The sequence below is a fragment of the Actinomadura rubteroloni genome, assembly GCF_002911665.1.
Lineage (GTDB): Bacteria > Actinomycetota > Actinomycetes > Streptosporangiales > Streptosporangiaceae > Spirillospora > Spirillospora rubteroloni.
Genome location: NZ_MTBP01000001.1, coordinates 2,121,441 through 2,134,565 on the forward strand (window position 1 = coordinate 2,121,441; position 13,125 = coordinate 2,134,565).

12 protein-coding genes are annotated in these 13,125 nt (G+C 72.5%); 3 read left to right on the forward strand and 9 right to left on the reverse strand.

What is annotated here, in order from left to right:
- Positions 1-365 precede the first annotated feature (365 nt).
- From BTM25_RS09375 to BTM25_RS09395, 5 genes are all read right to left on the reverse strand, one after another.
- A complete protein-coding gene (locus BTM25_RS09375; RefSeq protein WP_103562284.1) occupies positions 366-1,136 on the reverse strand; it encodes an alpha-ketoglutarate-dependent dioxygenase AlkB in 771 nt (256 codons plus the stop codon).
- Positions 1,117-2,427: a hypothetical protein gene (locus BTM25_RS09380; protein WP_235828313.1), complete on the reverse strand. Its 1,311-nt coding sequence runs from the start codon at positions 2,425-2,427 to the stop codon at positions 1,117-1,119. Before BTM25_RS09380 ends, BTM25_RS09375 begins: the two co-directional genes overlap by 20 nt.
- A 100-nt stretch (positions 2,428-2,527) precedes the next feature.
- A complete protein-coding gene (locus tag BTM25_RS09385) occupies positions 2,528-3,835 on the reverse strand; it encodes a sensor histidine kinase (protein WP_146059011.1) in 1,308 nt (435 codons plus the stop codon).
- A 137-nt stretch (positions 3,836-3,972) separates the two neighbouring features.
- Positions 3,973-4,341: a group I truncated hemoglobin gene (locus tag BTM25_RS09390; protein ID WP_103562287.1), complete on the reverse strand. Its 369-nt coding sequence runs from the start codon at positions 4,339-4,341 to the stop codon at positions 3,973-3,975.
- Between the two features lie 101 nt (positions 4,342-4,442).
- Entirely contained in the window at positions 4,443-6,068 is a 1,626-nt protein-coding gene (locus tag BTM25_RS09395; protein ID WP_103562288.1) for an MFS transporter, read from the reverse strand.
- Between the two features lie 95 nt (positions 6,069-6,163).
- Between BTM25_RS09395 and BTM25_RS09400 the strand changes: the two genes are divergently transcribed.
- Positions 6,164-6,727, forward strand: coding sequence for a TetR/AcrR family transcriptional regulator (locus BTM25_RS09400; protein ID WP_103562289.1), 564 nt, complete (start codon positions 6,164-6,166; stop codon positions 6,725-6,727).
- A 6-nt stretch (positions 6,728-6,733) separates the two neighbouring features.
- On the opposite strand, the gene BTM25_RS09405 is transcribed toward BTM25_RS09400, so the two are convergent.
- The 3 genes from BTM25_RS09405 to BTM25_RS09415 form a co-directional block, all read right to left on the reverse strand.
- Entirely contained in the window at positions 6,734-7,303 is a 570-nt protein-coding gene (locus tag BTM25_RS09405; protein WP_103562290.1) for a type 1 glutamine amidotransferase domain-containing protein, read from the reverse strand.
- 844 nt (positions 7,304-8,147) lie between these two features.
- Entirely contained in the window at positions 8,148-9,791 is a 1,644-nt protein-coding gene (locus tag BTM25_RS09410) for a DEAD/DEAH box helicase (RefSeq protein WP_103562291.1), read from the reverse strand.
- An 83-nt stretch (positions 9,792-9,874) separates the two neighbouring features.
- Complete coding sequence (locus BTM25_RS09415) at positions 9,875-10,078, reverse strand: cold-shock protein (RefSeq protein WP_103562292.1); 204 nt, start codon at positions 10,076-10,078, stop codon at positions 9,875-9,877.
- A 236-nt stretch (positions 10,079-10,314) separates the two neighbouring features.
- On the opposite strand from BTM25_RS09415, the gene BTM25_RS09420 reads away from it, so the two are divergent.
- Together BTM25_RS09420 and BTM25_RS09425 are read left to right on the forward strand one after the other, a co-directional pair.
- Positions 10,315-10,926, forward strand: a complete 612-nt coding sequence (locus BTM25_RS09420; RefSeq protein WP_103562293.1) for a TetR/AcrR family transcriptional regulator — start codon at positions 10,315-10,317, stop codon at positions 10,924-10,926.
- A 189-nt stretch (positions 10,927-11,115) separates the two neighbouring features.
- Positions 11,116-12,348: a PucR family transcriptional regulator gene (locus BTM25_RS09425; protein WP_103562294.1), complete on the forward strand. Its 1,233-nt coding sequence runs from the start codon at positions 11,116-11,118 to the stop codon at positions 12,346-12,348.
- A gap of 3 nt (positions 12,349-12,351) precedes the next feature.
- Here BTM25_RS09425 and BTM25_RS09430 read toward each other — a convergent pair whose 3' ends face one another.
- Positions 12,352-13,047 carry an ABC transporter ATP-binding protein gene (locus BTM25_RS09430; RefSeq protein ID WP_103562295.1) on the reverse strand — a complete coding sequence of 232 codons (696 nt, stop codon included), beginning with the start codon at positions 13,045-13,047 and terminating at the stop codon, positions 12,352-12,354.
- Positions 13,048-13,125: the final 78 nt, after the last annotated feature.

A 13,125-nucleotide genomic window follows, 5' to 3' on the forward strand; every position in this document is an offset into this window, starting at 1 on the left:
CCCGACGGCCGAGCCCAGGAGCGAAACACCCGCGACCGTTCCGGCCACCGACGGGCTCAACACCCGGCCGATAAATCCGTTCACCATCTCTCCCAGTTGCTGGGGCGACGTGCCACCGACATGGGACAGACTCGAACGTCAATGTTGTGAAAGCCGACTGCTGATCGTGGGCCGTGTCGGCACCGGCCGTGGCCGCCGCGATCCCCTTCCCGGCCCTCCTGATCTGCCCCTATCGGTGCGAGACAGGACCGTAGCCATCAATCTTGAGAAGACTCTGGCACCCATCGCACCCGCTGGCCGCAGCTCTGCCCACCGGCAGCCCCCGCCCTGCTCTGCCGCCGTCGACGAACCGAACACGCTGTGCCCTAAACGGGCGGCATCAGGTCGCTCGCGCTGATGGTGCAGGTCAGCGGGGGGTAGACGAAGTCCGTCTCGTTGTTCTCGCGGCGCCGCAGTCGGTAGAACTCGTGCTGCTGCTCATCGTCGGCCAGCGTGAGACGCACGCCCTCGGGGAGATGAGGGTGCCCGTCACGGAAGTGGACGAGGGTCTTCGACGTCCGGAACGTGACGCCCAGCCATTCGTTCTCCGCCGCCTGGACCGGCGCGTCCAGAACGATCTTGTGCTTGAGCCGCCGGTTCGTGTCGACAGAGAACACGACGACGCTGTTGTGGGCGAGGGAGACCTCGAACGTCTCGCCGTCGGACTCCTTCGGCTCGAAGATCAGCTTCCTCGGCGGGCCCGCCTCGGGATGCCGGTAGCACGTGAAGACGGCGATGAACGAGCCTTCGGCCAGGTCGAGAGACTGGTCGGAATGGCCGCCCATCTTCCTGTAGGCGTTCGTGTAGTTCTCGATGAGCGCGTTGTTCAAGCCGACGGGAAGCGCCGCATGCTCCTGGATCTGTTGCGCCAGCCGTTCGTGGACCTCTCGGAAGCGCTGCGCCGGGGCGTTGTACCGGGTCGTGGTGCGCACGAGCGGCACACCATCCGCGTCGGTCCTGGTGAGCACGGCGCCGCGCCGGCCTTTTCCGACGTCCTCCCAGCGGACCGACGCGGACAGCTCCGTGAACAAGTTCTCCTCGGTCGGCAGGTCGTAGGAGACGACCTCGTCCGAGATCCTAGATGCGGGGGGCGACATAGTCTCCCGCGTTCATGCTGAACAGGAACTTGCCGCCGTAGTCGATGAAGTCCGTGCTCTTGTTCTCCTCGGCGTACAGCCTGCGCAGCTCGTCCATGCCCTCTTCGGTGGGCGGCTCCAGCTCCACCAGGTCCCCGTCCGCCTTGAGAAACGTCTGACCGTTCTTGTGGACGGCTTCGGTGCTCGAACAGCGCACCACGTAGCCCAGCCGCGTTGGAATCAACTCGGCGCCCAGCGTCGAGGGCCGGATCTCGTGCGTGTACAGGCGGTTGGTGGACAGCGGCATGAAGAACACGGACCCGGGATAAAGCGTCAGGGTGAACTGTTCCGGGAGCGTGCTCTCGTAGTTCTCTGCAGCCGATTTCTTGCGGCGGAAGCGGAGCTGGGTCAGCCCGCTGGCGCGCTTCACGCCGTAGTCGAAGGCGTCGCCGGCCATGGGCTGCAGCTTGTCGAGCCCGTCATAGAAGGTGCAGAAGGCCATGATGCCGTTGACGGGCATGTCCTTGGTCTTGTCCGCATGCGACGAGATCTTGGCCTTGGCCTGCTTGCGCTCGGCCGTGGCCTGGGTGTTGTGGTAGATCTGCGCGAGGACGTGGTTGAGCGGCGCCTGGTCCCGGAAGACGGCGGCGGCCTCTCGGTTCAGGGCGTCGACGATGTCCGTGTCGGTTGGACGGAAGCTCTCGGTCGGCCCCGACAGATTCGTGGAGCACCGGAGCAGGCGGAAATTCAGGTCGTCGCCGTTCTGCGTGACGGGCGTCAGATAGATTCCGCTGCGATGGGCCGTTCCGGGCTTGGTCCCCTCCGTCAGGGACTGGAACGCGTGCTCCGAGCGGATCCGTCCGAAGTGATCGGCGCCGAGATCGAAGAAACGGCGGTAGAACACGCCGACGCCGTGCACGCGGAGCGGAACCCGGCCGCGGTCGATGACCGTCCACGGATTGGCGGCGTCCTCACGGTAACCGTGCGCCAGCCCCCGGACGACGAACACCCGGGCCGCCGTGCGCAGTCGCTCATCGCTGATCCCGGACACGTCTCCGCACAGATAGACGGTCTTCTGGGCGACGTCGACCGAACCGGAAGCGAGGTCTTCCGGCGTGATGGTGGACCCGAAGAACTCGCGCACCGAATCATCGTCGTGCGACGTCGAAGGCGCGACCAGGATATTGCCCGCGTCCTCGATGGAAGCCTCTGTCAGATTCGTTGCGCCCATCAAACTGTACCCACCATTCACGCTCCGGGACGTGAGCCCCGGAGCCGACCAGATGACCTGTAACCGGACGGTTCGGCTCATCCTATGAACTATCGGTGGTCCGTTCTATGGAGTTTTCCGCGTTGCTGGGCGGTCCCCGACAGCGACGAAAGGCACCCGGTGCGGCTCGTCGCGACCCGGGTCAGCAGGGAATCTCCGCATGGACGGTGAAGCCTCCTCCGGGTTCTGGACCTGCCGTGAACGTCCCATTGAGGGCGGTGACGCGTTCGCGCATTCCACGCAGCCCGCTTCCCGCCGCCACCCCGCTCTCGGCATCGCCCTCCCCGCCGCTGGCCGCGCCGCCGTGCACGCCGCTCGTCGTGCTGCGCGGCGGGTCGGTGCCGGGCTGGACGGGCGCTCGGGAAGGCGCGGACGTGTTGGTGATCGTCAGGGTCAGCGTGTCCGGCGTGTAGGCGAGGGTGATGTCGGCGGTCACTGGGGGCGGGCCCGCGTGGCGGGTGATGTTCGTCAGTGACTCCTGGACGATCCGGAACGCCGCCAGATCGGCGCCCGCCGGAAGGGAGCGGCGGTCGCCGGTGACCGTGAGCAGGACGTCCAGCCCCGCCGCCCGGGCGCGGTCGACCAGGTCGTCCAGTTGGGCCAGGCCGGCGGTGGGGGAGCGGGGGGCGCGCTCGCCCTCGGCGCGCAGCGCGCCGATCACCGACCGCATCTCGGTCAGCGCCTCCTTGCTCGCCTCCTTGATGGCGGCCAAGGCGCTGCGGGCCTCGTCCGGATTCTCGTCCAGCAGGTGCAGCGCCACGCCCGCCCGCACGTTGATCATGGAGATGTTGTGCGCGAGGACGTCGTGCAGTTCGCGCGCCATGCGCAGCCGTTCCTCGCTCGCGCGCCGCCGGTCCTCCTCGGCGCGGGTCCGCGCGGCGGCGGCGGCGCGCAGGGACGTCGCCCGCAGCAGCTCGCCGGTCACGAGCGCGACCAGCGCCCAGCCGAGCGAGCCCGCCACGCCGTCCAGGCCGGGCCGGTCGACCGGGAAGAACGCGCCGGTCCGGCCGCGTTCGGCGCCCGGGACGCCGATGAGCGTGGTCAGGACGAGGTAGCCGGTGATCGTCGCGGCCGTCCCGGTCCACGCGACGAGCCGGCGGCCCGCCGTCACCGCCGCGACCATCGCCACCAGCGGCGACAGGATCACCGGGCCGTAGGTGTAGGCGCGGAGCAGGTAGAACGCGGTGACCGCGCCGGTCGCCGCGAGCACCGCCACCGGCGCCCGGCGGCGCAGCAGCAGCGCCAGCGGGCCCGCCGCCAGCAGCGCCACGCCGAGCGCGTCGAGTTGCATCGCGGGGGGCAGCCGGTCCTCATGACCGCTCCACCGGCCGTCCGGATGCTGCGCGCCGAACGACCCGGCGATCTGGACGGCGAGGAGCACCGCCGGGACGACCCAGACGGGCCATTCCGACGGCGGCGGAACGCGGCGCAGCGCGGACGAGGAGGTCACGCCCAGCACGCTAGGCGACGCGGGCGGCGACCGGCATCGCTCGGAAGTCGGCTTCGGAAGTACGCCGGGAGTCGTACGGGGTCCACCGAACGTGGGTGAACATCACGGACGACTCCGGCGCAATCCGTCCAAGGTGACTACTCGACGGCCGCGCCGTCCGCCACGATGTCGTCGGCCAGCGGGAGCACGACCGACGCGATCTCGGCGATGGTGTCGTCCGGGACGCCCGCCGCGCCGAGCGCCGCGACGAGATGCCCGGCGACCAGGTCGAAGTGCCGCCGTTCGATGCCCCGGCCGAGGTGGACGTCCTTCATCGACCCGCCGCCGTACACCATCGGCCCGCCGAGCGCCTGCCCGAAGAACTCCACCTGACGGCCCTTGAGCCGGGGCAGGCTCGTCCCGGCGAAGAAGCCCGCCAGCTCCGGGTCGGCGAGGATCCGCACGTAGAGGTCGTCCACGACCGCGACGAGGGCGTCTTCGCCGCCGATGGACTCGTAGATGCTCATGTCGCCACCTTCCGGTGTGGGGGCTCCGAGCACACCGCCGGGGGTTGTCGGGGCGATTGCACCCCGGTTAGGACCGTGGCACGAAAAACGCACACCGTCGTTCACGCATGGTGAGCGGCGGGCCGCGCGGGCGCCGGGACGGCGGGAGCGGCGGACGCGCGCGGCAGGAACTGCACCAGCGCCGTGATCGCCAGCGACCCCGCGATGAGGTAGACCAGTCCTTCCTGGAACGCGTGCGCGACCCCGCCGGAGACGGCGCCGAAGTAGATGACGCCGATGATCCCGACACCGAGCGCGCCGCCGACCTGCTGCGCGGTGGCGAGCGCCCCTGCCGCGGACCCGGCGTGGTGCGGCGCGACGCGGGCCAGGACGACGGCGGTGATCGGCGCGAACGCCAGGCCCATCCCGATCCCGTCCACGACGAGCGCGGGGACCAGTGCACCGATCGGTGCATCTACTCCGGCCAGGACGAGCAGGCCCGCGAGCCCGCCCGCGCGCACCAGGCCGCCGAGCGCGATCGTCTGCCGGCCGAACCGCGCGGACAGCCGGGGCGCGAGCAGCGAGGCGCCCAGATAACCGGCGCCGATCGGTGCGAAGACGAGTCCGGCGTGAAGGGCGTCCAGCCCGCGCCCCTGCTGGACGTACAAGGCGAACACGAGGAAGTACGCAGACATGCTCATCGAGAACGCCACCATGGTCAGCAGCCCGACCGTGAACGGACGCTCGCGGAACAACGCCGGGTCGATCAACGGCGCGGGGTGGCGGCGCCGCGCGTAGACGGCGAACAGGACGAGCGCGGCGAGCGGGGACAGCCACGTCCACAGCGGCCAGCCTTGCTCGCGTCCCTCGATCAGCGGCAACAGGACGGCGGCGAGCGCGAGCGTCACGAGCACGGCCCCGCCCGGGTCCAGCCGGGTCCGAACGCCCGTAAGGCCCGGAAAGCCGCTTCGGGTCGGTCGGCCGGGAAGGCCGGCCCGGGTCGGCTGGTCGGGGAGACCAGTCGGGGCCGTTTGGCCGGGGAGGCCGCTCCGGGCCGGTTTGCCGGGTAGGCCAGTCGGAGCCGGTCGGCCCGGGAGACCGGCCGGGGTCGGTCGGTCAGAGGAGACGGCCGGGGTCAGTCGGTCGGAAGGAACGGCCGGAGTCGGTTGGCCGGGGAGGACGGCGCGGCTTTCCGGGACGACCCGGAACGTCGCCGCGAGCGTCACCAGCCCGATCGGAACGTTGATCAGGAAGCAGGCGCGCCAGCCGAGCCCGAACAGGTCGGCGTCGATGAGCAGTCCTCCGATGAGCTGGCCGAACACGGCGGCGAGCCCGACGGTGAGCGCGTAGGCGTTGATCACGCGGGCCTGTGCCCGCCCGCTGTAGGCCGTGCGCAGGATCGCAAGGACCTGCGGGGTGAGCAGCGCTGCGGCGGCGCCCTGGGCGACGCGGGCGGCGATGAGCGTCCCTGCGTCCGGCGCGAGCCCGCAGAGAGCGGACGTGACGGTGAACAGGGCGAGGCCGAGCGCGAAGGTGCGACGGCGGCCGAGGACGTCCCCGAGCCGTCCGCCGAGGACGAGCCCGGACCCGTACACGAGCCCGTACCCGGCGACGACCCATTCGACGGCCGAGGCGCCCGCGCCCAGGTCGTGCTGTAGGGACGGCAGGGCGACATTGACGATGAAGAAGTCGAGAACGGTGACGAACACACCGGTCAGGACGGTGGGGAGCGTGCCCGTACGGGCCATCGGCACTCCAGGGGGGGATAGAACGGTCGGTATACGCGACTGATCATAGATAGACCGGTTGATCTACTGTCAAGCCGGTGCCTAGAATCGTCATCGTGACCACGCGCCCCGGACCCCGCGACCGCCTCCTCCAGGCCGCCCGCGACCTCACCTACACCCAGGGCGTCCACGTCGGCGTGGACGCGATCCTCAAGCAGGCCGACGTCGCCCGAAGGTCCCTCTACCAGCACTTCGGCGGCAAGGACGGCCTGATCGTCGAGGTGCTCCGCAGCACCGACCCCGTCGCCCGCTACCGCGCCACCATGGACGCGGCGGGCGAGGAGCCGCGCGCCCGCGTCCTCGCGGTCTTCGACGAGCTGGACCGCGTCACGACCAGTCCCGACTTCCACGGGTGCCGCTTCACGGCCGCCGAACTGGCCCTCGCCGACCCCGGCCACCCCGCACACCAGGAGATCCGCACCGCCAAATGGCGGCTATACGAGCTGTTCGCGGGCGAGCTGACCCGGCACGGCCACCCCGACCCGGACACGGGGGCGAACCAGCTCGTCGTGCTCGTGGACGGGGTGCTCGCCCAGGGCGTCACGCGCCCCGAGGCGCACCCCGCGCTCGCCGCCCGCGCGCTGGCCGAGATGATCCTCGACCAGGACGGGCGGCCCTGAGCCGGGTCAGGCGGTCGCCCCGGCGGTGAGCACGGCGTCGATCTCACGGACGAAGTCGTCCAGGTCGTCCGGCCGTCGCGAGGTGATCAGCGGGTAGCCCGCGTCGTCGGTAACGACCGGTCGATCCACCCACGTGCCGCCCGCATTGCGGATGTCGGTCTGCAGCGAGGGATAGGACGTCAGCGTCTTGCCCTCCGTCGCCCCCGCTTCCACCAGCGCCCACGGTCCGTGGCAGATCGCCGCGACCGGCGCGCCCGTGGACGTGAAGGCCCGCACGATTCCGATAGCGGTTTCGTTGCGCCGCAGCGTGTCCGCGTTCAGCGTCCCGCCGGGAATGAACAGCAGGTCATAGTCGGCCGGTTCGACCTGGTCCAGCGCAAGCGTCGGTTCGACCGTCTTGCCCTGGTCCCGGTCGCCGACCAGCGTCTGGATCGTGTCCGCCGCGGGCGCGGCGACGTCGATGTCAGCGCCGTCGTCGCGCAGGTGCTGCACCGGCACGATCAACTCGTCCTGCTCGACCCCGTAGTTCGACACGATCGCCAGTGCGCTGTAGCCGGTCAGATTGGCGTCACCCATGATGCTTCCCTTCTGTCGCGGTTCAGGCGCATCCGACCGCCCGTACCCGCCCCAGGGGGCCTATCCACGCGCGACAGAAGGGTTTGCCCGGGGTTGGCCCCGGGCAGACGCGAGCGCAAGCTGTTGCGCGCCGACGGCGTCCGGCGGGATCGACCACCGCGAAATGCGCCCAAGACACGCCACCGCCCGCCGACACCGGACCAGCCGCCAGAGCTTTCCGGGCTGTAGGCGCTTCAGCAGGCGGACGTTAGCTTTTGCGAGGTGACGGCGTCCGGCGGAGCCGACGATCGCTGGGATGCGCCCGGAGCGCGCCGCCACCTGCCGACACCAGACGGGCCGCAGCGGCGTCGTGACCGCTGGGACCTCGGCGGGCGGGTGAGGGGTGAGGGCGTCCGGCGGGGTCGGAGGCCGCGGGATGTGGCAGGGGGCGCGTCGCCGTCCGCCGACACAGACGAGCCGCCGGGGCTCTCCGGGCTGTAGGCGCCTCAGCAGCCGCACGCGTTAGCCGTTGCGTGGCGTTCGGCGGCTGTGGGACGCGGGGAGAGTGCTCCGCCGCCTGCCTGGCCGCAGCGGCTTGGTGGCCGCTGGGACTGTGGCCGGCGGGCGCTAGGTGTTGCGGGATGGCGGTGTCCGGCGGGGTTGGTGACTGCGGGATGCGGGTGGGGTGCCCCGCCGCCCGTCGGGCCTCAGCGGCCTCGCGGTCGCTGGGACCTCAGCCGGTGAGCGTTAGGTGTTGCGGGGTTACGGCGTCCGGCGGGGTTGGTGACCGCGGGACGCGGGTGGGGTGCCTGCCGTCCGCCGGGCCGCAGTGGCTTGGTGGCCGCTGGGGCCCGGCGGGTGGGCGTTAGCTGTTGCGGGGTGACGGTGCCCGGCGGGGGCGGCGGCTGTGGGACGCGGGCGGAGCGTTCCGCCGTCGTCCTTCCGGCGTGGAGCGGCCGGCGGCGCCCTCTCGGGGCGCGGAAACATCCCGGGACGCGGTGGTCTCGCGGGACGCTGCGGCCTTGCGGGACGCTGTCTCGCGAGATGAAGCGGCCCCACGGGACGTGGCGGCCTCGCGGCGCGCGGGGGTTTCGCGGGGCGCGGCCTTGCGGGGCGCGGTCTCGCGGGATCCGGTGTCGCGGGACGTGGCCTTGCGGGACGTCGTGTCGCGGGACGACGTGCCCTTGCGGGGGGCGTTGTCGCGGGACGGGGCGGCGTCGCGGGCGGGGCGGGCGGCCGGGGCCGGGCCGGGCGGGGTGCGGGCGCCGGTGATCCGGGTCAGTTCGGCGTCGCCCGGCCGGACGGCCGTCGTCGTCGGCCTGATCTTGGCGGCGGCCAGCAGTTCGTCCACGTCGGCGCGCTGGTCGGGCAGGACGAGCGTGACGACCGTCCCGGCGCGTCCGGCGCGGGCCGTGCGCCCGGCGCGGTGCAGGTAGTCCTTGTGGTCGGCGGGCGGGTCCACGTTGACCACGAGGTCGAGGTCGTCGATGTGGATGCCGCGCGCGGCGACGTCGGTGGCGACGAGGACGGTCAGCTCGCCCGTCCGGAACCCCGTGAGGGTGCGGTCGCGCTGGGACTGCGTCCGGCCGCCGTGCAGCGCCCCGGCGTTGATCCCGCGCGCCGACAGCTTGCGGACGAGCCGGTTCGCGGCGTGCTTCATCCGCACGAACATGATCACCTGCCCGGAGCGGGCGGCGATGTGCGCGGCGGTCTCCTGCTTGTCGGTGTCGTCGACGCGCAGCAGGTGGTGCTCCATCGCGGTGACCGCGCCGGCGGCGGCGTCGACGGCGTGCGACACCGGGTCGTCGAGGAACCGGCGGACGAGCTTGTCCACGTCGCCGTCGAGGGTCGCGGAGAACAGCATCCGCTGGCCGCCGGGCGGTGTGCGGTCGAGCAGCCGGGTGACCTGCGGGAGGAAGCCCATGTCGGTCATCTGGTCGGCCTCGTCCAGGACCGTGACGGCGATGTCGCCGAGGTGGCAGTCGCCGCGTTCGAGCAGGTCGGCGAGGCGGCCGGGGGTCGCGACGAGGACGTCGGCGCCGCGCCGCAGCGCGGTGGCCTGGCGCGCGATCGGCAGGCCGCCGACGACGGCCGTCATCCGCAGGCCGACGGCGTCGGCGTAGGGGGTGAGGGCGGTCGCGACCTGCTGCGCGAGTTCGCGGGTGGGGACGAGCACGAGCGCGAGCGGACGGCAGGGCTCGGCGCGCCGGCCGGTGAGGCGGGCGAGGAGCGCGAGTCCGAAGGCGAGGGTCTTGCCGGAGCCGGTGCGGCCGCGGCCGAGGACGTCGCGGCCGGCGAGCGCGCTCGGCAGCGTCGCGCCCTGGATGGGGAACGGCTCGGTGACGCCCTGGGCGGTGAGAGCCGCCAGCAGCGGGGCGGGGAGCGGCAGCTCGGCGAACGAGGCGACGGGCGGCGGCCCGGGCGTGGCCGGACGCGGGGACTCCCCGCCGTGCGGCCGCCGTGCCGCCGGGCGCCGGGAGCGGCGCGCGGAACTGGTGGAACGGGTCATGCAGTGTCCTTCCGGACCGGGGTCGGTCCTTCCGGACCGGGTCGCCGCGGCGGGCGGACGCCCGCCGCGGCGCTGCGGAACGGTCAGGCGGGGACGATGTTCTCCGCCTGCAGGCCCTTCTGGCCCTGGGTGACGTCGAACGTCACCTTCTGGCCCTCCTGCAGCTCGCGGAAGCCCTGCGCCGCGATGTTGGAGTAGTGGGCGAAGACGTCAGCGCCGCCGTCGTCCTGGGCGATGAAGCCGAAGCCCTTTTCGGCGTTGAACCACTTGACGGTACCGGTGGCCATATTGATCTCCTTCGGACTTAGGTCCCGGCCGCACACCTTGTGCGACCGGAAGCGCCGCGATGGCCCATCCGGATGATCCAGAACAACAAAAAATGCGCCCGAGGTTCGAACCTGCAGGCGCACACAAATGTCTATGGGAACCGCAACTGCCACGACGTTACCACACGTCCGCCGGACCGCGCTCGGGCGCGCGCCCGTCGCGTGCGCGAGAATGGGTCCGCCACCGGAGGAGACCGATGACCCACCCGGACAGAACCGCGCACATCACCGTCACGCGGAGCCTGTCGCGCGACCAGCAGGCGCGGCGGGAGCGGCTGATCGCGGCGGCCCGCGCGCTGGCCGACGCGGGCGGCTACCCGGCCGTCACGATGCACGACGTCGCCGACCGTGCGGGCGTGGCGCGCGCGACCGTGTACCGCTATTTCGCGACGAAGGACCATCTTCTCACCGAGGTCGCCGCCGTCTGGGCGCGCGAGATCACCCCCGGCGACCCGGCCCCCGGCGCGACGCCCGAGGAGCGGCTGACCGGCCTGCTGGAGCGCATCGTCGTGGTGGCGGCCGAGAACCTGACGCTCGCGTCGGCGGTCGTCCAGGCGGCGACGTCCGGCGACCCGGGCGTGGACGCGGCCCGCACCGAGCTGTTCGCGCAGCTCCGCGCCCGGCTGTCGGCGGCGATCGGCGATCCGGTGCCCGGACGCGAGGACGTCGAGGTCGTCCTCGGGCACGTGCTGCTCGCGGCGCTGGTCAGCCTGACGTCGCTGCGCCGTCCGGTGGACGAGGTCACCGCGCTCGTGCGCACGTCGGGACGGCTCGTCCTGCGCGGCGCGCTCGCCGCCGTCCCGGGCTGACCGCCGGGTCACAGGACGGTCACAAGCTCCGTCTCCAGGTGATGATCCCCGTCAGGTGTACGCCCGGGGTTGTCACCCGACTGACAACGGCACCCGGCGAATGCGTCGGTGAACCTGAAGCCCTGCCGCCGCGCCGAAGGTACGTTCCCCGCAAGGCCCCGGACCCCGGAGGGGCGGGAGGAACCAACGGTGACAGCGTCGATCGAGGAACGTTCGCAGCTCAAGCCCTGGGTGGGCGTGCCCGGTGAGGTCTCGGAGCTGTTCCGGCCCCACCTCGGCGCCCTGGCCGAGGAGATGATCGAGGAGATCCTGGCCGGCGTCCCCGAGTACTCGCGTCCGCACGACGAGGAGTACGCGCGGTTCGTCCGGCTCGCGGTGGAGGGCGCGCTGCGGCAGTTCGTCGACCTCATCGTGGACCCCGACAGCTCGTGGGAGCCGGTCGCGGCCGTGTACCGGGAGATCGGCTGGGCCGAGGCCCGCGAGGGACGCAGCCTGGACGTGCTCCAGACGTCCCTGCGGCTCGGCGCGCGCGTCGCGTGGCGGCGGCTCGCGTCGGAGTCGGAGCGCTACAACATCTCGCGCCGGACGCTCGCCAGCATCGCCGAGGCCATCTTCGCGTTCCTCGACGAGATCGCCCGCGCCGCGACCGAGGGCTACACCAAGGCCCGAGAGCAGGAGGCGGGCGAGCTGGAGCACCGCCGCCGCCGGCTGCTCGACATGATGCTCGCCGAGCCGCCCGCCGCGCCGCAGGCCGTCGCCGACCTCGCGCGGCTCGCGCAGTGGCGGGTGCCGCGGACGGTCGCGGCGGTCGTGCTGTACGAGCGGGGGCAGGAGCCGTTCACGCACCCGTCGCTGCCGCCGGACGTCCTCGCCGACGTGAACCGGCGCGAGCCGTGCCTGATCGTCCCCGACCCGGACGGGCCGGGCCGCGGGCGCCTGCTGGAGAACGCCCTGCGCAACTGGGTCGCCGCGATGGGACCGACCGTCCGCACCGAGGACGCCGCCAAGTCGATGCGGTGGGCGCGCGAGGCGCTTCCGCTGGCGCGGCGCGGGGTGCTGCCGTCGGACCGGCTGATCCGCTGCTCAGAGCACATGCCGACGCTCGTGGTGTTCAAGGACGAGGAACTGGTGCGCGCCGTCGCGGACCTGCGGCTCGCCCCGCTGCGCGGCGTCCGGCCCCGGCACCGGGAACGGCTCGTGCGGACGCTGCTGTCGTGCCTGCAGAACGGGTTCAACGCGACGGAGGTGGCGGCGCGGCTGCACGTGCACCCGCAGACCGTCCGGTACCGCCTGCACCAGCTCGAAGAACTGTTCGGCGACCAGCTCTACGACCCGGAGACGCGGCTGGAGATGGAGATGGTGCTGACGGTCTGGCTGAGCAGCCCGGACGCCGAGCGCCGTCCCGACGCCGACGAGGACTGAGCCCTACCCCGCGAGCGGCGGGAACGCCGGACGGTCGTGCGCGTGGCGGACGGCGCCGGCGATCCGTCCGCGCTCCAGGAACACGACCCGGTCGGCGACGGCCGCCGCCGCGCTGTCGCCGGTGACCGCGACGACGCCCGTCCCGAGCCCGGCGGCGGCCCGGCGCAGGCGCTCGAAGAACGCGGCGTCGGGGGCGGCGGCGTCGGGCGCGTCCACGGTGACCAGGCGCGGGCCGGGCAGCAGCGCGCCCGCGCACAGGACGAGCCGCCGGTCGCGGGCGGTCAACCGCGCGACGGGCGTGCCGAGGACGCCGCCGAGCCCGAGCAGCCACGCCACCCGCGCCGCCCGGTGCGGGTCGTGCGGCGTCCCGGCGAGCGCGCACGCCCAGCGCAGATGGCTCGCGACCGTTTCGCGGGGGAACGGGCGCGCGTGCGGCGCGACGAACCCGATCCGGGACCGCCGGACGCCGCGCAGCAGCACGGGGGAGCGCCCGCCGGTCAGGTGGACGGCCCCGGTGCTCGGCGGGACGTATCCGGCGAGGCAGCCGAGCAGCGTGCTGCGTCCCGCGCCGGGCGGGCCCATCAGCGCGCACAGCTCCCCGGCGGCGAACGCGACGTCCACGCCGGTGAGGACGGGCCCGGCGGACGTGTCGTAGGTCTTCCCGAGGCCGGTGGCGCGGACCGTCGTGTCGTGCGTCATGCGTCTCCCCGGGGGCTTCGGTGCGTCGCCGCGTGCTTTCCCCCGAGCGAGGGCCGTGAACACTCTCCGTCGCAAAGA